This is a genomic window from Bdellovibrionota bacterium (assembly GCA_040386775.1).
In the GTDB taxonomy this organism is placed as follows: domain Bacteria; phylum Bdellovibrionota; class Bdellovibrionia; order Bdellovibrionales; family JAEYZS01; genus JAEYZS01.
In genome coordinates this window covers 157,440-178,611 of record JAZKEU010000011.1, presented here as the reverse complement: position 1 = coordinate 178,611, position 21,172 = coordinate 157,440, and the positions used below count along the sequence as shown (strand labels likewise).

Annotated in this window: 20 protein-coding genes; 10 read left to right on the top strand and 10 right to left on the bottom strand. The window is 39.0% G+C overall.

What is annotated here, in order from left to right:
* Window positions 1-108: 108 nt before the first annotated feature.
* Both V4596_06645 and cdd read left to right on the top strand, forming a co-directional pair.
* Entirely contained in the window at window positions 109-1,233 is a 1,125-nt protein-coding gene (locus tag V4596_06645) for a THUMP domain-containing protein (protein ID MES2768809.1), read from the top strand.
* Window positions 1,234-1,252: 19 nt separating this feature from the next.
* Entirely contained in the window at window positions 1,253-1,660 is a 408-nt protein-coding gene (gene cdd / locus V4596_06640; GenBank protein MES2768808.1) for a cytidine deaminase, read from the top strand.
* Window positions 1,661-1,665: 5 nt separating this feature from the next.
* Here cdd and V4596_06635 read toward each other — a convergent pair whose 3' ends face one another.
* The 6 genes from V4596_06635 to lpxD all read right to left on the bottom strand — a co-directional run bounded on the left by V4596_06635 (window position 1,666) and on the right by lpxD (window position 7,117).
* Entirely contained in the window at window positions 1,666-2,367 is a 702-nt protein-coding gene (locus V4596_06635) for a hypothetical protein (GenBank protein MES2768807.1), read from the bottom strand.
* Between the two features lie 86 nt (window positions 2,368-2,453).
* Window positions 2,454-3,260 carry a glycerophosphodiester phosphodiesterase family protein gene (locus V4596_06630; protein MES2768806.1) on the bottom strand — a complete coding sequence of 269 codons (807 nt, stop codon included), beginning with the start codon at window positions 3,258-3,260 and terminating at the stop codon, window positions 2,454-2,456.
* Between the two features lie 256 nt (window positions 3,261-3,516).
* Window positions 3,517-4,011: a cupin domain-containing protein gene (locus V4596_06625; GenBank protein ID MES2768805.1), complete on the bottom strand. Its 495-nt coding sequence runs from the start codon at window positions 4,009-4,011 to the stop codon at window positions 3,517-3,519.
* Window positions 4,008-4,520, bottom strand: a complete 513-nt coding sequence (locus V4596_06620) for a GNAT family N-acetyltransferase (GenBank protein ID MES2768804.1) — start codon at window positions 4,518-4,520, stop codon at window positions 4,008-4,010. The genes V4596_06625 and V4596_06620 overlap by 4 nt, the downstream gene beginning before the upstream one ends.
* Before the next feature lie 2 nt (window positions 4,521-4,522).
* A complete protein-coding gene (metG, locus tag V4596_06615; protein ID MES2768803.1) occupies window positions 4,523-6,049 on the bottom strand; it encodes a methionine--tRNA ligase in 1,527 nt (508 codons plus the stop codon).
* Window positions 6,050-6,055: 6 nt separating this feature from the next.
* On the bottom strand, window positions 6,056-7,117 hold the full coding sequence (gene lpxD / locus V4596_06610) for a UDP-3-O-(3-hydroxymyristoyl)glucosamine N-acyltransferase (protein MES2768802.1): 1,062 nt from the start codon (window positions 7,115-7,117) through the stop codon (window positions 6,056-6,058).
* Between the two features lie 83 nt (window positions 7,118-7,200).
* Between lpxD and V4596_06605 the strand changes: the two genes are divergently transcribed.
* Window positions 7,201-7,689, top strand: a complete 489-nt coding sequence (locus V4596_06605; protein MES2768801.1) for a hypothetical protein — start codon at window positions 7,201-7,203, stop codon at window positions 7,687-7,689.
* Window positions 7,690-7,724: 35 nt separating this feature from the next.
* Here V4596_06605 and infA read toward each other — a convergent pair whose 3' ends face one another.
* A complete protein-coding gene (gene infA / locus V4596_06600; GenBank protein MES2768800.1) occupies window positions 7,725-7,943 on the bottom strand; it encodes a translation initiation factor IF-1 in 219 nt (72 codons plus the stop codon).
* 151 nt (window positions 7,944-8,094) lie between these two features.
* Here infA and V4596_06595 point away from each other — a divergent pair, with 151 nt between their 5' ends.
* Window positions 8,095-10,542, top strand: a complete 2,448-nt coding sequence (locus tag V4596_06595) for a Tex-like N-terminal domain-containing protein (protein ID MES2768799.1) — start codon at window positions 8,095-8,097, stop codon at window positions 10,540-10,542.
* 88 nt (window positions 10,543-10,630) lie between these two features.
* On the opposite strand, the gene V4596_06590 is transcribed toward V4596_06595, so the two are convergent.
* The gene (locus tag V4596_06590) at window positions 10,631-11,062 is read right to left on the bottom strand and encodes a hypothetical protein (GenBank protein ID MES2768798.1); all 432 of its coding nucleotides are present in this window, start codon (window positions 11,060-11,062) and stop codon (window positions 10,631-10,633) included.
* A 348-nt stretch (window positions 11,063-11,410) separates the two neighbouring features.
* Between V4596_06590 and V4596_06585 the strand changes: the two genes are divergently transcribed.
* The gene (locus V4596_06585; GenBank protein ID MES2768797.1) at window positions 11,411-11,728 is read left to right on the top strand and encodes a hypothetical protein; all 318 of its coding nucleotides are present in this window, start codon (window positions 11,411-11,413) and stop codon (window positions 11,726-11,728) included.
* 61 nt (window positions 11,729-11,789) lie between these two features.
* On the opposite strand, the gene V4596_06580 is transcribed toward V4596_06585, so the two are convergent.
* Complete coding sequence (locus V4596_06580; GenBank protein MES2768796.1) at window positions 11,790-12,209, bottom strand: hypothetical protein; 420 nt, start codon at window positions 12,207-12,209, stop codon at window positions 11,790-11,792.
* 123 nt (window positions 12,210-12,332) lie between these two features.
* On the opposite strand from V4596_06580, the gene V4596_06575 reads away from it, so the two are divergent.
* Entirely contained in the window at window positions 12,333-13,214 is an 882-nt protein-coding gene (locus tag V4596_06575; protein ID MES2768795.1) for a DMT family transporter, read from the top strand.
* 39 nt (window positions 13,215-13,253) lie between these two features.
* Here the strand turns inward: V4596_06575 and V4596_06570 are convergent, their stop codons facing one another.
* Window positions 13,254-14,033: an HAD-IIB family hydrolase gene (locus tag V4596_06570; protein ID MES2768794.1), complete on the bottom strand. Its 780-nt coding sequence runs from the start codon at window positions 14,031-14,033 to the stop codon at window positions 13,254-13,256.
* A gap of 136 nt (window positions 14,034-14,169) precedes the next feature.
* On the opposite strand from V4596_06570, the gene V4596_06565 reads away from it, so the two are divergent.
* The 4 genes from V4596_06565 (at window position 14,170) to V4596_06550 (ending at window position 21,100) form a co-directional block, all read left to right on the top strand.
* Entirely contained in the window at window positions 14,170-14,673 is a 504-nt protein-coding gene (locus V4596_06565; protein ID MES2768793.1) for a hypothetical protein, read from the top strand.
* A 113-nt stretch (window positions 14,674-14,786) separates the two neighbouring features.
* Window positions 14,787-17,525 (top strand): type I DNA topoisomerase, encoded by a 2,739-nt coding sequence (gene topA, locus V4596_06560; protein MES2768792.1) that lies wholly within the window; start codon window positions 14,787-14,789, stop codon window positions 17,523-17,525.
* A gap of 232 nt (window positions 17,526-17,757) precedes the next feature.
* The gene (locus V4596_06555) at window positions 17,758-18,663 is read left to right on the top strand and encodes a hypothetical protein (protein MES2768791.1); all 906 of its coding nucleotides are present in this window, start codon (window positions 17,758-17,760) and stop codon (window positions 18,661-18,663) included.
* Between the two features lie 265 nt (window positions 18,664-18,928).
* On the top strand, window positions 18,929-21,100 hold the full coding sequence (locus V4596_06550; GenBank protein ID MES2768790.1) for a S41 family peptidase: 2,172 nt from the start codon (window positions 18,929-18,931) through the stop codon (window positions 21,098-21,100).
* Window positions 21,101-21,172 lie beyond the last annotated feature (72 nt).

The window sequence follows — 21,172 nt, the reverse complement described above, 5'->3', positions numbered from 1 at the left end:
GTCGCCAAAAGCGACTAAGCGCCTTTTGGTGTGGACTCTTTGGCTGGACTTTGGCATAAACGGGGTTCTTTGAAATTCAAATCGGTGCTGGTGAAAGTGAGTTAGGCTATGCTGTTTTATGCAATGACGTCGGAAGGGCTCGAGGACGCTTTAGTTTCTGAACTAGAGGAAATCGGATTAAAAAATGTAAAGAAATCTTTCTTAGGAGTTTACTTTGAAGGAGATATGCAAGACTGCATGAAAGCAAATATCTGTTCACGCATAGCCACGAGAATTCTCTTAACAATCACTTCATTCAGAGCCCAAGACCCTGAAGAACTTTACAAAAAAGTTTACGATATAGCGTTCGAAGAATTTATCACTAAAGATCAAACTTTCATGATTCACTCCACAGTTTGGGGCAGAAATTTTACCGATCAACGTTACGTCGCGATGAAAGCAAAAGATGCCATCGCAGATAGATTCCGTGATCAATTTGGTGAAAGACCAAGCGTAGATAAAGACAATCCACATTTGATTATCAACATCAGAGTGGTGGATGACAGAGTGGATGTCGCTCTGGATACTTCTGGCGATAGTTTGTCATTAAGAGGTTACCGAGAAACTACAGTTATGGCGCCTTTGAGAGAGCACTTAGCAGCAGGTCTTTTAAGAATTGCGGGATACAAAGGAACAACTAATGTTGTCGATCCTATGTGTGGATCTGGAACTTTTTTGATTGAAGCAGCGATGATGGCGCTTAATCAATATCCGGGTCTCAATAAAAAGAAATTCCAATTTCAAAAATTAAAATCCTTCAACCAAAATGATTGGGATGAATTGACTCAGAAATATTTTGATCTTGAAAAACAAGAAACAGATTTGCAATTTTTCGGTTACGACATCGACAATCAAGCAACCAAGGCAGCAAAATCAAACGTACATAAAGCGGGATTGCAAGACTTCATCAAGATCGGCCGATCCGGCGTGGATATTTTAACGCCTCCATGTGAGACAGGGATTTTGATCGTCAATCCACCTTATGGGGAACGTTTAGGAAATGATGAAAATCTAAAAGATGTTTACCGTGATCTTGGTTTTTCTCTCAAAACAAACTTCAAGGGTTGGGAATGTTGGATTTTGTCTGGCCATAAGGAGTTGGTGCAACTTCTAGGTTTAAAATCTACGCTTCGCATTCCAGTTTTCAATGGACCAATCGATTGTCGTTTCTTAAAGTATGAAATCAGAGCGTAACATAATCATTGGAGTAAAAATGAAAATCCCTGATGTCGTAAAGAAAGCTCACAAAAAAGCAGTGGCCATAAGACTCAATTCGTACAGCCCTTATTCAAAATTTAAAGTGGGCAGCGCGCTTGTCACTAATGCAGGCGAAATCTACGTGGGAACAAACGTAGAAAATGCAAGTTACGGCGGAACGATCTGCGCGGAGCGTGTAGCCATTGTTGAAGCCGTCAAGAATGGTGATAAGAAGTTCAAGCACATCGTGGTCGTGACAGACACCGAAATGCAAACTCCGCCATGCGGAATGTGCAGACAAGTGATGGCAGAGTTTTTCAATGACAAAACACAAATTTGGATTGGCAACTTGAAAGAATTAAAAAGTGTTTATACTTTTAAAGAGCTCTTGCCAGAGGCGTTTGGGCCAAAGAATTTGAGATGATTTATCTATTGATTTGCGGAAGAAGGTGCTTTATTTCGATTTTTCGGTAGAATGGCTTCCCAAACTTTAGTTGTCCATGCTTTTGAATGAGGTTCTTCTTCAATAAAGAGTCCTTCCAATTTTTTTTCGTAGCTTGCTTGAAAAGTGCATTTTGCAGCGTAACCCTGAGCGGTGTAGATATTATTCTTATCAAATACTAAAGGAATTTTGTCGTTTACACCCTCCAGTGCTAATTGCTTATTTTTAGCAATTATTAAATTTTGAACGTTACCCTCCAGTTCCTTACCCGTAGGGTGCTTGATGCCTGCAGATCTATAAAGCTTACCAATTTCTTGGCAAAGATTTTGATCGTAGAGAATGGAAGTTTTATCCGCAGATGTTGCTCCATTTTGAAGAGTTTGAAATAAGTTGCAGTTCCCATCCATTATATGAATTTTATTTCCATCATAGATAGTAGAAATTCTGTTACCAGTTTTTTTAAAAATAATACGCTTTTTTCCGCGATACAATTCTGTTTGATTTTTATTTGTGGAATACTTTGTATAAATATTTGTATCGGCAGGAGCGAGGTCAGTATCGACAACTTTAAGACCGTATGCATTTCCAGTGATCCATGCAGCGATGTGGGCACACTTTCTATCTGTAGGATAGTCAGCGTAACTTTGAATAGACATTAAAAAAACAAACGAAAACAAAATTATTTTCATATAAAAACCCCTTAATTCATATCCGATTATAACGGACACTTTATTCAAGAGGTTGATTTATATCACTAGAAAGATTTGAACTGGATCTAAGGTTGGTGCTTATAGTACTTCTTTTGTCCAATACAGCTCTGAATATTATTAGCGATGGCAATATCAATTCCAAGTTTAAACACTTTGTCGCAGGCTGCACTAAAGTACTCCTCTAGGCTTCCATACCTCCAGGAGTTCACGGAAACAAGCTTATCCGCTTCATGAGCTTTCTTGATGTTGGCAGGAGTTGCCATGTCTTTTTCCATTTCGATAACGACCAGATATGGATCTCGCTGAGAAATGATCCAATCTAGTTCAGTAACATTATTTGCCTTGTATAAAAGAGCAATTTTATTATCTGTTTTACGAGCCAGGAGATATCTTTCTCTTTCTGCTTTGGTTTGAAAATAAACCCAGTCATAGGCGTTATATTTTTGAGCGAGTTTTATTGCCGGGACAACGACACTTAAATCACCTTTGAATTCTGCATTCAAAATGGCTTTACCGTTGATAGCGATCAGCGCATCTTCAAAGGTATCAATTTTTTTTCCGCCCTTAAGAGTACATTTTTTAATTTGCTCATAAGTAGTTTCTGAAACTTTACCTTTACAGTTTGTATCATCATCGAGAATCGCGTCGTGAAAAATAACGAGTACGCCATCTTTTGTTGGTTGAATGTCAGTTTCAATGATATCGCCACCGGCTTTGATCATATTTAAAAATTTTTCGATGGTATTGTTAGTGCCAGAAATAGAATTCCCACCGCGGTGAGCACCGACGAGTGGAGCTTTCAGTCTTTCGTGGATAGATTGTGCATTGGAAGTTGTAGCAAGAAATAGAACAGCAATAAAAATGAATTTCACATTCCCCCCTTAAACACTACAGTGTTACTGCCAACCAAAATCGCGCTTTTTCAGAGACTTAACCAGTGTTTAAGAGCCATTTGTAAAGACTGCTAAGGTCTCGTGTGCCAAAGAGAGCAAATTTTCTACTTAAATAGAGATTCGCATTGGTTTTTCGATGGTGCGTTGTAAGATTTATTCTGATGTTTAAGGTGCAGATAAAGAACTACGGAGCAAAAAATAAATAAACAAACGTTGAAAATCTTTTTATTCTTACTCATTTCTTAGGAATTCCATCGTGTGGTCCAAAATCTCTTTCGGGCCAATCTTCCCATAAAAAATTAGTCTTTTTGATTTCTTCATTACGCTTTGGGTTTAGAGCATAGTAACATTTGTTTTCATCTTTATTGGCCTCTCCTCCAACTAAAACCAAACAATTTTCCTTTGTGTTATTCAATATCGTATGACAAATACCAGTTCCTGCTGGCCACGCTATGAAGTCTCCAGGTTTTAAATCGGTGAGGTAGCCATCATTCCACACGGAAGGGTTTCCTTCGATTACGTAGGCAAACTCTTCTTCTGCACTTTCGGCGTGGGGCCATGATGTCCTTCTACCAGGAGGAATAGTCACAACATGAATTCCAATTTTTTCTAATCCTAATTTTTTACCTACAGGCGCACCGTAAGCTAAAAGCTCGTCACTGCCTTTGTAGGTTTGATTATCCTCTTCCATAAAATCTTTGTAGTTTCCAATAAAAGGTGGCTTGTTCATACATCCTTCCAGTCTTTTTTATCAATTTTAAAAATCAAACGTGATTTATTATCTAGATTGGTTTTTCCTGCTAATTTTGCACCAATTTTTTTCATAGCAAGTTGCGATCTCATATTGTTTTCACCAACCTCAAAGAGAACGGTATCAACAAATTGAAATGCGTAGTTGAGCATAAGATTCTTGATTTCTTCGTTGTAACGTTTGCCCCAATATTTTCTAGCTAAAAAAGTGTAACCTACAATGACTGTCTTTTTAGTGGGATCCAAATCATAGAAACGTGAACTGCCAATCATTTCCCCGCTGGAGTTATCGATGATGGCAAAAGCCCCTTGAGATTCTATTGCCAGCTTAAAGAAATCTTCAAAGACCTCTCTTTTATATCGATCATAAACAGGATGTTGCTCCCAAAGTAGGGGATCGGCAGAGACGGCAAAGAGCGATTCAAACTCATCAGATTTCAGTGGCCTTAGAGTAGTTAGATTTCCTTTTAATGTAGGTTGTAAGTTCATAATTACTTATTATCAACTCTCGGAAATAATGGATCTGCTTTAATGACTTCGGATCCAGGTTTTAAAGCCTGAGCAATCTTTGTTTCAGCAAAGCTGGGTTCACCGACAAAGCCTATGCGCTTTAAAAGTTCAGTCGTCTTGCCAGGCATAACTGGGTGAAGCAGAGTTCCCGCAATTCTGAGAACTTCAAGCACTGTTACTAAAGATTCACCCGCAGCATTCAGATCTTCTTTGGCTTTTTTCCAAGGAGCTTCGGTCTCTAGAAACTTATTGGCTTCGGTTAAAAGCTCAACCACATGGCCAACAGCAGCTTGTGGAGCAAAGTGAAGAACTTCCTCTCTTACTTTTTCCGGAGTAGCGGTCGCCATTTTTAAAAGGCTTACGCAGATGTCAGATTTGATTTTAATGTCTGGAATTTTTCCTTCGAAGTATTTATTAATAAGCTGGCCTGTGCGAGAAAGTAAATTTCCAAGATTGTTGGCAAGCTCCGTGTTCACCCTTTGAATCACGAGATCTTGAGAAAACTGAGCATCGTTTCCGAGGGAAATATCTCGTGTTAAGAAATATCTCAATCCATCAACGCCGACGATGCTTTTCATATCTAAGGGCTTTACAACTTCGCCCTCAGATTTACTCATCTTTGCGGCATTGCCGGTGAGCCACCAGCCGTGAGCAAAAATCTTTTTGGGTTGAGGAACTCCCAGTGCCATCAACATTGTCGGCCAATAAATGGTGTGCGTAATAAGAATATCTTTTCCAATCAAATGAATGGCTTCGGCCCAAGTGTCTTTGAACTGTTTTTCTTTATCTGCCTGCTTGTACCCAATTCCAGAAATGTAGTTGATCAAAGCATCAAACCAAACATACGTAACATAATCTTTATCGAAAGGAATTTCGATTCCCCAAGAGAGGCGAGCTTTTGGCCGGCTGATACAAAGATCTTCGAGAGGTTTTCCTAAAAATCCCAAAGTCTCATTTCTTTTGGCATCTGGCTGAATAAATTCAGGATTATTTTTGATGTACTCGAGGAGTTTGTCTTGGTACTTCGACATTTTGAAAAAATAGTTTTTCTCTTTTACAAGTTGAACTTCTTTTCCAGAGGGAGACTTTCCATCTACCAAATCTTTTTCTGTATAGAAAATTTCTTCTGAAACAGAATACCAACCTTCGTATTCTTGAAGATAGATTTCGCCTTTGTCGTAAAGTTCTTGAAGGGAGTCTTGGACAACCTTTTTGTGGTAGTCATCTGTTGTTCTGATGAATTTATCGTAATTGATATCCAATTCTTTCCAAATGTTTTTGAAATTCAAAACCATTTCGTCGCAATGAACTTGTGGTTCGAGTCCCCTTTTTTCCGCAGCCTTTTGAACCTTTTGTCCGTGCTCGTCAGTTCCGGTCAAAAAATAAGACTCATCTCCAAAAAGCTTTCTATAACGAGTAAGCACATCTGCAACCACTGTCGTGTAAGCATGCCCAATATGTGGAGTGTCGTTCACGTAGTAGATCGGAGTTGTGATGTAAAACTTCATGTCTGACTATTCCTTGTCGCCTGCGATGTTTAAGTGCTTCATGATTTTTCTTAAATCTTTAAGGCCTTGATTGAGTTTTCTTAAAGAGGCTTGAGTTCTTAAGTGATCTTTTAGTGGTTCTACGGGATGACCGCCGTACATTCCAGGTTCAGTGATGCTGCTTGGTACTGCACTTCTTCCGCTCACGGTGACCTTGTCTGCGATTTCGATGTGTCCACCAATAGAAGAGTGTCCACCGATAACAACATGATCACCAATCTTTGCAGATCCAGCGATCACGCTGCCGCCCGCATAAAGTCCATGTTTACCAAGTTGAGTGTTGTGAGCTACGTGAATCATATTATCCATCTTTGTGCCTTCACCAACTCTCGTCACTTCAAAAGTTGCGCGATCGATTGTACATTGAGAGCCAATAGAAACATTGTCTTCAATGACCACGATACCTCTTTGAGGAATTCTGTAATGTTTGCCTTTTTCATCGTGGGCGAAGCCATAACCTTCTGTGCCGATACTTGCGTGAGGTTTGATTTCGCAATTGTTTCCTACTTCAGTTTTGTTTCCCAAGAAAACAAACGGGAATAGAACTGTATCCGACCCAACTTTTACATCGTGCTCAATCACCACATGAGCATGGATTTTAGTATTTGCTCCAATTTGAACATCCTGAGCAATGACACAGTACGCGCCAATTTCTACGTTTTTACCAATCTTTGCAGTTGGGTGAACTTGGGCCGTTGGATGGATGAGCGATTCTAATTTTGGATAGCCGGGATTAAAGAACTTATTGATTACTAGCGCCATAGCTAGAGTTGTATTCGGTGAAAGCAGCAAAGTTTGCGTAGTAATGAATGGAAGTGCTTTATCTTTGAATTGAGAGGGAATAACGAGGCAAGAGACACCATTTTGAAGCGCAAGAGCGAAGTGCTTTTCGTTTGAAATAAAAACGATTGATCCCTTTTTTCCTTTTTCTGATGGACTTACATCCTCAATGAGAACATCCTTATCTCCTTTGGCCAGGCTTAAAAGCTCGGGATAAGTTGATAACAATTCTGAACAAGCTATTGACATATAACATCCTTGAACCTAAAAAAAATTATTAGGTAAACTTAGGTGGCTTAAAAAAAATTAACATAACTTAGGGGCGAATGGGTATGCAAAAAAAGAAGAAAGTATCCAAAACCAAAACTCAAGGCATCAAAAAGGCAATAGTGAAATCATCAGCAGTAAAAACTCCAGCGAAAAAAGCCGAAAAAAAGGCTGAGAAACAACCAGTGGTCGAAGCTAAAGTTGCAGTGAAAGCTGAACCAAAGGCAAAAGCAAAGAAAGCGGCAAAGGTAAAAATACCGCCAAGACCCGCTCACACAGCAGAAAATCCAGCTACTAATGCACCAATCACAAAAGAAGACTTCAAAAATATGTCTTCAGATGATCAAGATCATTACAAAAAATGGCTAAAGCTACACAAGCAATTGTCCGTGGAAAAGCCGATCGAATATAAAATGACAGAGGATTTCGAGCTCAAAGCTCCAATCAGTCATAAAGTTCATGGATGGGGAGTTGTTATGCAAAAACGTGACAATTACATCGATGTACTCTTCGAGGCGGGATTAAAAACACTTATCGTTAATTATAAGCCTTAAATAGAACATTTAAGGCAGAATATGAAGGCTCGAAATTACTTGTGACGGAAGAGAATTAAGCCGTGTGAAGGATCATACGGTGATACGCCCACAGTGACTTTGTCACCAACTACTACGCGAATATTAAAACGTCTCATCTTTCCGCAAAGCTTTGTTGCAATGGTCATCCCATTTTCAAGTTCCACTTTATAAAGTCCACCAGCACCGGCGTCTGTAACTTTACCTTCAATCTGAGCTAAATCATCTCTTGCCATCTTTTCCCTTAATAGAATATATTTTCGAGCTGCTACACCAGCCATAAGTTAGGTAGGTTAGTAAAACACGATTTTTACTCTGTTTGTCAACATAGTTCAAGTTGTAAGCTGGATAAGCTGGATAAATTAATACAATGGGGTTTAGCTATATATGGCTGTTACAATAGAAAGTTACTTCAAAAAATACCTTCCAAAGATCAACATGCATTCAATTCAAGCAGTTATTGCTCTTCATAAAGAAGGCGGCACTGTTCCATTTATCGCACGCTATAGAAAAGAAAAAACGGGCAACTTGGATGAAATACAAATCAGAGATGTGCTTGAGGCCAATGAAAATTACGACGAGCTTATTACGAGACAAGCTTTCATCGTAAAAGAACTCGAAGGCCAAGGAAATCTTACGGACGATCTTAAAAAGCGTTTGGTGACGACAATGGACATCGATGAGTTGGAAGAGCTCTATCGTCCGTACAAAAAGAAAAAGAAAACAAAAGCCAAAATGGCAAGAGATGCAGGTATCGAACCTTTCGCTCAGTGGATTTGGGATTTGGGTAATGGTACAGTTTCTGATTCTATGTCTCTTGAAGTGAAGGCAAAGACTTTCCAAAACGTAGAACATCATTTTGCAACTTATCAAGAAGTTCTAAAAGGTGCAGAAGCTATTCTGATCGAAAAATTAACGAACGATCAAGACTTGAGAGCTTTTGTTCGTGATAACTTGATGGCCAAAGGAAAAGTTGTCTCTAAAAAGGGCAAAAAATTTAAGGCCAACTCTAAATACGATATGTACATTGATTTCGAAGAGGGAATTCAAAAACTTCTTGGTCCAAAAGTATCTTATAGATACATGGCTATGAGAAGAGGTTGGAATGAGAGCGAACTAACTCTTAACATCGAAGGCGAAACAGAATTGATCTTAAAAAGATTCGTAGATTTTTCTGTGACCACAAACAACCAAGCTCGTCCTTTCCTTGAAGACATGGCAAAGAACGCTCTAGATCTTCACGTGATGCCATCAATCGGAAATGAAATTCATAAAAAATTAAAGGATACGGCTGATCTTCATGCAACGGATGTATTTGCAGAAAACGTAAGAAAGATCTTACTTGCAAGTCCATTTGGTCCAAAATGTGTTCTTGGAGTAGATCCAGGATTAAAGAGCGGGTCTAAAGTTGCCCTAGTAGATCATACAGGAAAATACATTTCTCATACAATCATGGATATCCTGGGTTCAAATGCTGAAGCCAACGCAGAGAAATTATTCAAAGAATTACTTGGTCACGTAAAGGTAGAAGCCATTGCCGTGGGAAATGGAACGGCGGGAAGAGAAACAGAAATTTTCATTAGAAAAGTTTTAAAGAAACTAGAAAAAGATGTCCCCATCATTATGGTGAACGAATCAGGTGCATCAGTTTACTCTGCATCAGATGTAGCGAGAGAAGAGTTTCCAGAATTAGATTTAACAATTCGCGGAGCAATCTCGATTGCAAGACGCCTTCAAGATCCATTGTCTGAGCTTGTAAAAATTGATCCTAAAAGCATCGGCGTGGGTCAATACCAACATGATATTACTCCGACAAAACTTGAGAAGAGCTTAACAGGTGTTGTAGAGTCTTGCGTGAACAACGTGGGGATTGATCTCAACACAGCTTCTTCATATTTACTTCAATTCATTTCAGGTATTGGGCCTGCGACTGCGAAAAACATTGTTGAATACCGTGGTAAGAATGGCCTTTTCAAAGACCGCTCTGAGCTTTTAAAAGTTCCACAATTCTCTACCAAAGCTTTTGAACAATCCGCAGGATTCTTGAGAGTGATGAATGGTCCAAATGTTTTGGATCAAACAGGGATTCATCCAGAAAGATATTCTGCTCTTCGTGATATGGCTAAGGAATTGAATTTAACAGTTTCTGGCTTGATTGGTGAGGGTGCAAAGAAACTTGTAGAACTCAGAACTAAATGGGCGGAGCTTGTTGGAGAGTTCACATTCAACGACATGATTAAGGAGCTTGAGAAGCCAGGAAGAGATCCTAGAAATATCTTTAAGGTGTTTTCATATAGAGATGATATTTTTGAAGTGAAAGATTTAAAAGAAGAAATGATCTGTCCAGGATTAGTGACTAACGTTACGAACTTTGGAGCTTTTGTTGATATCGGCGTTCACCAAGATGGTCTGGTTCATATTTCTGAACTCACTCATGAATTCGTGGATGATCCTAGAAAAGTTGTAAGCCCAGGCGATCAAGTCGAAGTGAAAATTTTAAAGGTAGATCTAGAGAAAAACCAAATCTTCTTAACGATGAAATTGACGGAACGTCCTCAAAGGGCGGCTCAAGTTCGCCCGCAAAGAGATGGGTCGGCAAGAAATGACCGGCCGAGAAACGATCAGGCGAGACCGCAAGGTGATCGCCCGAGACGTGATGATCGTCCGCAAGGTGGAAGACCTCCGCAAAGACAAGCTCAAGACGACAGACGTCCACCGCAGGCTAGAGGAGGGCAACAGGGTGGTAGACCGCAGTTTGATCGTCCTAAGCCGCCACCAAAGCCAACCTTCAATAATCCTTTTGCGGCTTTGACAGATTTAAAAATCAAAAAATAATTTAAAAATAAAAAAAGCTCTGATCGCATGATCAGAGCTTTTGTATTCAGGGCGTGTATTCTGTTAATTAGTTATTTTATTTCTAATATTATTCTTCTGTGGCTCCAGTTAAGATTTTGATGCTAGAAGAAAGAATTGATCTACCAACTACTTTAGGTTTTTTACCTGTATCCTCTAGTGATTTCTCTAAAGTAACAGAAAATGCAGCAGCCTTTAGCCCACTGAGTTCTGTGCCAGAAACTTTATAAACTAAGAGATAGCTTGTAAAAACAGTTCCGCCTTCGCCAGCTTCCTGAATAAGAGTTATGTTAGCCTTACCATAAATTGCATTATATATCATAGGACGTTCAGACTCTTTGCCTGTGTAAAAATTTTGAGTCATAACATCGCTTTCTTTTACGATTCTTTGTACGCATTCTTTATCTGACTCATTTTTTTTACAGTCAGTATAGTAAGCATCGGCACTCGCAAATGCGTTTGCCGAAATAGACATTGCAGCTAATACGATTAATTTCTTCATAAGTCTCCTTAAGGTAGGTTAATTTAAAAGTGAGTGAGCAATGTAGCATAAAAAAATCGATTAAATTTCAAGATGGAAAAAATAACTCAATTGTATAAATGTTGGACATGTTCCACGTTTTTGAGAAGGAAATACCCCGACATACTCCTGGTATTGCTTTGTACATCGAAGAGGTACAGCACGCCATATTTTATGGGGATGATCTTGCTTATTTCCATACGACCGACGTCGAAAGGTGAATTTTTTGACGCGCAAATGGACAAAAAGGAATCTGGTACCTATTTTATTAATTTTTCAGTGACTGAATATTAAAAGCTGAATTACTGTTCAGATTAAGGGGGAATCTAAATGAAAATACTAAAAATATTATTGGTTACATGTTTCTTATCAACTATGGCATCTGCAGGGGAACTGTGTCCTGTAAACTCTTGCAATCCTCATAATAATTGTGTTGAAGGATGTCGTACTTTTTCAGCTCCGGGTGAGGCTTCATGCGAAAACGTAAATTATGAAGACGCTCTTAAAACTGCACAACAAGCATCTAGAAGTTATGCGTACAACTATTGCGGTGGTAGTATTTATCAAAAATCAAAGTGGTCAGTGAATAGCGCTACAAAGGCACCTTGCTCAATCAAAGGAAGCGCGAAATTCTGGTGCCTTCGTTAATTTTTTGATTTTTTGTTAGAAAGGCTTTGAATGAATTTCAAAGCCTTTTCTTTTGGAACAATCAGTTTATCACTTCGCTGTAAATGGCAGAGTAGGGTTGATCACAAGTCATACCGACTACGATGATACCCTCAGTTCCTGGGTATAATATTTCTGAAGTCGATCCGTATGGACGAATGGATGCAGAGATATTTTGGTGTCTTGAAGATTCAAAGTAGATTTTTACTCCTTTTAATTCATCTGAAGTTTGAGATGTTCCGTCTGCAGTGATGCTATTCCATTTTTGATTAAAGATTGCTATGCCTTGAGTGGTGTGAGTGAGAGCTTTGTTCTTTGCTACTTGGATGTAAACAGAAGAACCTTCAAATTGAAGTTGCGCAGATACGTTATCTTGTTTCGTTTTACAATTTACAATTAACGAAGCATTTGCGGAAAGAGAAAGTAAAGATACTCCGATGAGTGTTAAAATATATTTCGACATATGAACTCCTAAAGGTTAGTTCGGTTACGGTTCAAGTCTTAAGTAAGATAGTGCTTAAACTTCCGTCAATATCAAACAGGGAATTTGTTTGAGTCTACACAAAAAAGCTTTATCCTATTCGATATGAGTCAAAAGCATATCGGTTTTACACAGATTATTCTTTCTGGAGCATTCTTTGGCTTCCTGGGATTATTTGGAAAAACTGCTTATCAGAATAATATTTTACCGGGAGAGCTCCTCGGTTTGAGATTTTTAACTTCCGCGATTTTACTTGGAATTTTTTTGGCTCTCTTTCAGAGAAAAGCTTTCAAAATGTCTTGGAAAAGCTCTTTGATCTCAATGCTGTTAGGGATTTTAGGTTACGCTGTTTTCTCTAGTTGTTATTTTTTAGCACTTCAAGGGATCTCGGCATCTCTTACAGTTTTACTTTTGTACACCTATCCTGTGATGGTGGCTATTGGTGCAAGGTTGGTCTTTAAAGAGCACATTGGTATAAAGGGTTTTATTGCCTTGGTTTTATCCTCAGTTGGTCTTGTAGGTTTGGTGTGGGGTGAATGGGCGGTGAGTGGCGCGGTATTTTTAATTTACGGATTGGCTTCCGCATTTTTCTATTCCATTTATATTTTAGTATCTAGAAAATTTTTAGAAAACGTAAGCTTTATGGGTTCAAGTTTTTATGTGCAGTTGGGAGCAGGCTTAACACTTTGTATTCTGAACTTTAGAAATTTGGATCGTCCCATTGAGGTCATTACAAATAATTTTGGTTTGATTGTGGGAATGGCAATTGTTTGTTCTTTAATTCCTCTCACATTGTTCCTTGCGGGACTTCAAAAAGTAAATTCATCGGAAGCTTCGATCTTAAGCACGACAGAACCTATATTTGGTGTGATTGTCGCATCTTTATTTTTGGGAGAGCGAATGGGTTTGGTTCAAATCGCAGGAGGAGTTTTGGTTTTAACAGGAATGGTTCTTATCGCGCTAAAACCAAAGGAAATCACTTATTAATAAGGCTTATGTATGAAGTTAAAGATTTTTGGAGATAAGCTAGCTCAAGATCTTTTCAGCGAATTCTACGAATCCACTTGCCCCATTTGAAGGGGTCACAAAAGCCGGTTTATGTTTTAGGCTATCAAGAAAATTTGTAATGTTATGGACAGCAAAGCTATTCACAAAAAAATGGAACATCGGTTCATCATTTGGAGAATCGCCTATAAAAGCGCAGAGCTTATTTTGTTTTAAGATATCGAATTTGAATTCTTTTTTCATAAAAACTTTGCACATAGAAAGTTTGTCGTACTTTCCGAACCATCCGTTAACATGAATACTAGATACTTTGGCTTGAGCTTTGTGTTTCTCAAAAATTTCCACGATTTGATCTACTTTCTTTTTGGGCAGAGGTTTTACATCTTCACAAAAATCCACGGCTAAATCAAAAATTCTACAAAATTGATCAGAGGAAATAGCAGAGCCTTTTACTTTTTTAAGTATTTCTTTGGAAAGTTTATCCAATTTTTTTCGATTTTTTTGAATGTCTTTTTCTTTTAGCATGTAGTGGCGTTTCATTTTTCCGCCCACATAACGGTAATAAAGCGCACCATTTTCCCCAATCACGCCACTCACGGGCCAAAATCTCGCGATCATCTCGCACCATCCGGCAGGTCGACCAGTGACCGGAATTACGTGAATGCCTTTTTCTTTTAAATCCCAAAGGGCTTTGTAGGAGTTTGCGGGAAGTTTTCCGTGCTCAGTGATGGTGTCGTCAATATCACAAAAAACATACTGAATTTGGGTCTCTGATTTAGTGAATTGCTCAAGTGATTGCATAGGTTTAAGTTTACGTAAAAGGGCTCTGGATGTAAAAGGATTATTCAGCTTAGGACCTTCCAAGTAGAGTTATTTGGAGTGTGTGACCTTTAAAAAGGTTTGGAGAAAGGCTTAAGGTTTGCAATTACTTGGCTTAATGAAGATCTTTCTTGTGACTCTAACATTTTTCCTTTCACTCAGTGTGATAGCAGCAGCTATGACTCCGGTATGCTCGAGTCTCTTTCGTGAAGACGTAGTGGTTGGAACTTTAAGTCCTACAAGAAATTACGAAGCTTTCTTAAGTGAAGACTCGCATTCTCTAAGAATTGTACATAAAAAAAATGAAACTGAATACACTTACGATTCAAACGAAATACTAAAAGGATTTTTTAGTTTGGAAGGTCATTCATGGATCATTCCGAAACATAATGAAATTGAAATTTGGAATTTTGATCGCAGTGAAGGAAATTTAATTCGTGTGAATTTGAAGCATTCGATGAGTTTTCCGCAAACGTTTATGCACAAAGATGCAGCAACTGGGCATACAGTTTTGAAGATTATTTATCGTCGCGAAAAAATAAATCCCATAACTCGGCGCTTTGAGAGGGTGACCGAGACCATTCTTAAAGACTTAGAAACATTCGAAGAATCTAGATTTTAATGCGCACCAACAAAATTTCTACTTGCTAAAATACGCCGTGGCCCTCATTTTTTAAAAAGGGAAGTCATTGTCAATGACCCCTTATATATAAGAGAAAACGCGCTTGAGGAAAAATGGCAAAAGTTGTAGCTGGCGGAAAAAAATTAGTGATTGTGGAGTCTCCAACCAAAGCAAAAACCATCAAAAAGTTTTTGGGTAAAGACTATATTGTTGAATCTTGTATGGGGCATATTCGAGATCTTCCGAAGACCGCAAAAGACGTTCCTGAAAAATATAAAAAACAAAAATGGGCAAGACTCGGTGTCGATGTTGAAAATGAATTCGAGCCGCTCTATTGCATTCCCAATGACAAGAAAAAAATTGTAAGTACACTCAAAGACAAAATGGAACAGGCTCAAGAGCTCTATCTCGCAACCGACGAAGACAGGGAGGGAGAAAGTATTTCTTGGCACTTGTTAGAAGTGCTAAAACCAAAAATTCCCGTAAAGCGCATGGTGTTCCACGAGATCACAGAGGAGGCCATTCAAGCTTCACTTAAGAACACCAGAAAGATTGATGACAACTTAGTTCGTGCTCAAGAGGCGCGTAGAATTCTAGATCGTTTGGTGGGCTTTTCTCTATCCCCACTCATCTGGAAAAAAGTAGCTTACGGATTGTCTGCGGGCCGTGTTCAATCGGTGGCATTGAGGCTGGTTTCGGAAAGAGAACTTTCAAGATTCAAATTCAAAAAAGCTCTTTACTGTGGAGTCGAGAACGAACTTGAGAAAGCGAAACAAAATTTTACCTCAAAGTTGTCACAATTCGACGGGAAAAGAATTGCTACGGGAAAAGACTTTGATCAAGAAACGGGCGAAGTTCCAAAAGACAAACAATCTCAAATTTTAGTCCTGGATGATAAGACCGCACAAAAAATCGTTGATGGCCTTAAAGGCAAAAAATTAAAAGTTGAAAGCGTCGATGAAAGACCAATCAGCCGTGAACCGTACGCTCCGTTCATTACGTCTTCACTTCAACAGGATGCTTCGAGAAAATTCGGCTGGCCATCAAGACAGACAATGAGAACAGCACAAGAGCTTTATGAAAAAGGTTTCATCACTTACATGAGAACTGATTCCGTAAATCTTTCGGAGCAAGCAATCAAGGCTGCTCGCGATAGCGTTAAAAAACTTTATGGCGATAAATTCTTGTCCAAAGAAGTTAGAACTTTCAAAGGCAAAAAAGTAAAAGGCGCTCAAGAAGCCCATGAAGCAATTAGACCTTCAGGTAGCAAGTTCGTTGATCCCGATGAGAGTGGATTATCTGGGGATGCATACAAGCTTTACGATTTGATATGGAAAAGAACGCTCGCTTGTCAAATGGCGAATTCTCAACAGAGACAAGTTCAAATTAAACTTTCACACGAGAAAAGCATTTTCTCATCTTCTGGGACGGTGATTGAATTTCAAGGCTTCCTAAAAGTTTACGAAGAAGCGACGGATGATCAAAATCAAGAAGAAGAAACATTACCAGTTTTAAAAGCAGGGGAGATGATTGATATCGTTTCTTCTAAAAAAACAGAACACGAAACAAAGCCGCCATCAAGATTTACGGAAGCGGGATTGATTCAGGTTCTAGAAAAAGAAGGTATCGGAAGACCATCAACATATGCTTCTACCATTAGCACGATTGTGGATCGCGGTTATGTGTCTCGTCAGGGTAACACTTTAATTCCAACATTTACGGCACTTATTGTTTCAAAACTTCTTTCTAACTATTTTCCAGAATACGTGGACCTAAAGTTCACGGCAGGGATGGAAGAAAATCTCGATGAGATTGCAGAAGGAAATTTAGACTGGGTGACTTACCTGAAATCCATTTACATGGGTAAAACAGGTTTGAGAAGCATGGTTGAAAAACAAGAAAAGATCATCGATGCCGATGAAGCTCGCTCAATGAACGTTCAAGGTCTAGAGATGTTGAGCTTTAGAGTTGGTAGATATGGAGCATACGTTTGCCGCAAGAATGGAAAAGAAGAACAGTGTGCTTCTCTTCCAGAAAGCCGACCTCCATCTGAAATCACGGAAGCATTTGCAAATGAGTTGATTGATCAAAAAATCAATGGGGCAGATTCTCTAGGTAAAGATCCTAAAACTGGATTACCAATTTATGTCCTCACAGGAAGATATGGTCCTTACGTACAACTTGGTGACAATGAAGACAATAAAGATCCAGAGAAAAAACCAAAGAGAACTTCTATTCCTCCGCACATCCCAATGGACACTGTGGATATGGAGAAAGCCTTGTTGTTCTTAAGTCTTCCAAAAACTTTGGGGCAACATACGGAGTCTCAAAAAGACATCAAGCTTGGTATCGGAAGATTTGGTCCTTACATCGTTTGCGATGGTGATTACAGATCTATTCCTAAGACAGAAGATTTCTTTGCGGTGGATTTAAATAAAGCTCTCGAAATGTTAGCGCAACCGAAAAAAGGCAGAGGCGGTAGAGGTTCATCCGTAATCAAAGAACTCGGTGAACATGATGGTGATAAGCTGCAAATCATGACGGGAAAATATGGTCCATACATTAAGTGGGGCAAGAAGAATGTTTCGCTTCCTGAGGGACAAAAACCAGAAGACTTTACGATGGAAAAAGCCATTGAACTGCTTGGAGAATCTGAAGGCGGCTCAAAGTCAGCTGGCAAAGGTAAGAAAGCGAAAAAGATTTCTAGTAAAAAATCTCCGATCAATAAGGTGGATTTGCAGGTAACAAAGGTGATTGCTAAGGGTGCTTCGAAGAAGGCAAAGGCCTCTAAAGCTCCGGTGGTCGCTAAAAAGAAGATGACCTCAAAGACTAAAACGCAGAAGAGAGTTTGAAAAATGAACAGCCGAAAGTGAATTGAGGAGGGAAATTAAGATGAACGGTCGACCTCAAGGCCGATAAAGCTCAGTAATTTAAATGATTTATGCTCGGCCGCGAGAGTATAAACTGCTTTTAGTTTAATTCCGTCTCCTCAAATGCTTTCGACCGTTCATCTTAATTTCCCTCCTCAATTCATTTAAACCTTGATATTCCCAAGGGATTTCCGTATTATGACGCAACACGCATATGACTAATTCAAACGATTATAACTTTAGAGAAGCACAGAAAAAAGCCCAGAGAAAGAGCCAACTTGAGCTCGGGATCACACGCGCCCAAGAGCCGGACCGCAACTTTGAAAAAGGTGGTCGAAGCTTTTATTTTTTCGATCTCGATGACAACGTTTTCTTTCTAGGAACTCCCATTTATGTTTTCCATAAAAAGACAAATGCTGAAATTGCATTATCATCGGGTGACTTTGCTAAACATCTATCTGAAATCGGAAAATCTGGTATCTACAAAGACTACATCATTGATCCAACGGACACTTTGGGTTCCTTCAGAAGATTTAGAGATGAAGATAAGCCTGTGAACTTACGGTCGTTCTGTGAGGACTTGCAAACAGCAATTGCAAAACCTGAGTTTGATTGGAAAGGTCCATCGTGGCAGTGCTTCTATCATGCAGCTTTTAATCAAAGACCCATGTCGCTGATTACAGCAAGAGGTCATGCTCCGGAAACTATCAAAGAAGGAATTAAACTTTTTGTGAGAGACGGTCATTTGCCATTTGAACCTAATTATCTCAGTCTCTATCCAGTGAGCCATCCAGAAACTCAAAATCAACTTACTGGCGGCAAGATGATGTCGACGGCAGAATTAAAACTGCGAGCGGTGATTGAATCTGTCGAGATGGCAATGAAGACCTATGGCATAAATCCTCATCATAGATTTGGTATGTCTGATGATGATCCAAAGAACTTAGAGTTGATTTACAAAGCGATGCTTATTTTGAAGCATAAATACCCAGACAATTCTTTCTTTGTGATTCACACCCATGAATCTGATTACGTAAAAGAAGAAGTGTTCTTGAATCACACAGAGAGACATACCCTCACCCAATCTCAACTTCAACTCGACCTAAGTCAGCCCGGATAGAAAATAACGCAGTACCACCTACCCAAAAGTGCCCTGCACTTTTGGGTGTCGCACATGCGTTATATTGAATACTCAATTCTGACCAAGATGTTTAGATAAAAAAATATTAAAATTTTGTTCTTTAGTTACATTTTTAACTCCAAAATCATATACTTATCTAATCGTATGCCGATGAATATTGGGTAATCGAAGCTGCTGGCAATTCTTGCTGGTAATCTTTAGGTGTGAAGGGTATCCGACACCAAGGATATAAATAGGAGTCTAAATGAAATTCGCAAAGTTGTGGTTAATAGTTCTCATCGTTAGTGTTCTCTCGACTACAGGAATTGTAAATGCTCAAAACGCTAAGCAGAATGAAGCTCGGAAAGCTGATGTCGCACAAAAAGTGGATCCGAATCATCCAGCAGAAAAATCAATGGAAAAGTCGAAGGACTTAATCAAAACTCCTGTTTCTTCAGAAGTCGTAACAAAGAAAATTTCTAAGAGTGATTTATCTTGCAGATATATCTACTTGATTATGGGTGCGATGCTCAGACAGCACATGCTCTACAATCAATTCACTAAAGAAGTTGAAGATAGAACAATTGATCAATACATCAAATCATTAGATCCACTTAAAGGTTATTTATTAGCTAGTGATGTAGACAAGATGAAAAAAGATTTGGGTGGCATGGAGAAGTGGCTTGCAAAGCAAGATTGCTCACCTCTTGATAAAGTTCAAATTCTCTACACGCAAAGAGTGGCAGAGAGCAGTGACTTCGCGAAAAAATATTTAGGAAAAGAATTTAAATTGGATCATAAGATGACTCTTCAAATGGATGCTCAAAAAAGAGAATATCCAAAAAATAAAACTGAATTGGAAGACTTTCAAAAAAGATACATTCAATTCCAAGTTGCAAATTTTGTTTCTACAGACATGAAAGAAGATGAGGCAAAGGGTTGGGTCGAAAGAAGATACGATAGAACTTCTAAGAAATTAAGAGAGCAAGCGGATGCAGATACATATGCTTCGCTTTTAGATTCTTTTGCAAGATCTATGGATCCACACTCTAGCTACTTGTCTGCGGATGATTTAGAGGATTTCAATATCCATATGAATCTTTCTTTAGAAGGTATTGGCGCGACACTTTCATCGCAAGATGGATATACCGTGATCGAGCAATTGATCCCTGGTGGTGCAGCAGCTGCTTCAGCCGAACTTGAAAGCCAAGACAAAATCATTGCGGTTGGCCAAGGTAAAGGCGAGAAGATGGAGCCTGTTGTTGATATGCCACTCAAAGACGTTGTTAAACTTATTCGTGGTAAAAAAGGAACAACGGTTACGCTTTCAGTGTTAAGAAAAACAGCTGATGGAATGAAGAGCATGAAAGTGACTCTTACAAGATCAAAAATCAATCTTGAAGACGAAGCTGCTCAAATCTCTTACCAAACAAAAGAAGTGAATGGAAAGAAATATAAAATTGGTATCTTGAATCTTCCATCGTTCTACTATGATTCTAAGAATGCAAATGGCAGGTCTTGCTACAGAGATATGAAGAGACTTTTAAAAGAAGCTCAAAAAGAAAAGATCGACGGACTTGTTCTTGACCTTTCTCAAAATGGCGGCGGATCTTTAGAGGACGCAGTGAAGTTAACCGGTTTATTTATTAAGACTGGTAACATCGTAAAAACTCAAGGCGCTAAATCTTCGACAATTGAAGTTCTCGCAGATCAAGATCCTGAAGTGAATTACTCCGGTCCGCTTGTGGTTTTAACTAGCAGATTGAGCGCTTCGGCTTCTGAGATTTTAGCTGGAGCACTAAAAGATTACGGTAGAGCGGTTATAGTTGGTGGCGATCACACTTTCGGTAAAGGTTCAGTGCAAACGGTTCTTCCGCTTCCTAAAAACTTAGGCGCTTATAAAGTAACAGTTGGAATGTTCTTCGTTCCAGGTGGTAAATCTACGCAGCATGGTGGTGTGGATGGCGATATCACTTTACCAAGTGCTTTCGCTTTAGATGAAATTGGTGAGAAGAGTTTAGATTATTCACTTTCTCCAAAAGCAATTCCGCAATTCACTTCTGAAGACGCTTACGTTGAAAAAGGCGAAGGTGCTTGGGCAAAAGTGGATGCTAAAGTTGTTACTGAGTTGAAGAAAAAATCTGAAGAACGTGTTGGTAAGAATGCTGAGTTCAAAAAAATCTCAGAAGAATTAGCAAAGCTTCAGAAGAAAGGTAAGCTTGTAACTCTGTCAGAAATCCTAAATGACAAAGAAAAGAAAGCTGAAGAAAAAGAGAAAAAATCTAAGAAAGCTGATGCAAAAAAGCGTCTTGAAGAATATTTAAAACGCCCAGACATTACAGAATCAGTAAGTATCGTGACAGACTATCTGCAACTAGTAGGTCCTCAAGGCGTTGTTGCTCAGAAAAAAGGCAGCCAAGAAGCCAACACCAATTGAAAAAATAGTGAGCCGAAAAAAGGTGAGCCGCACCTTTTATAAATTTTTGCGTTAGAATGACGCAAAACTTTA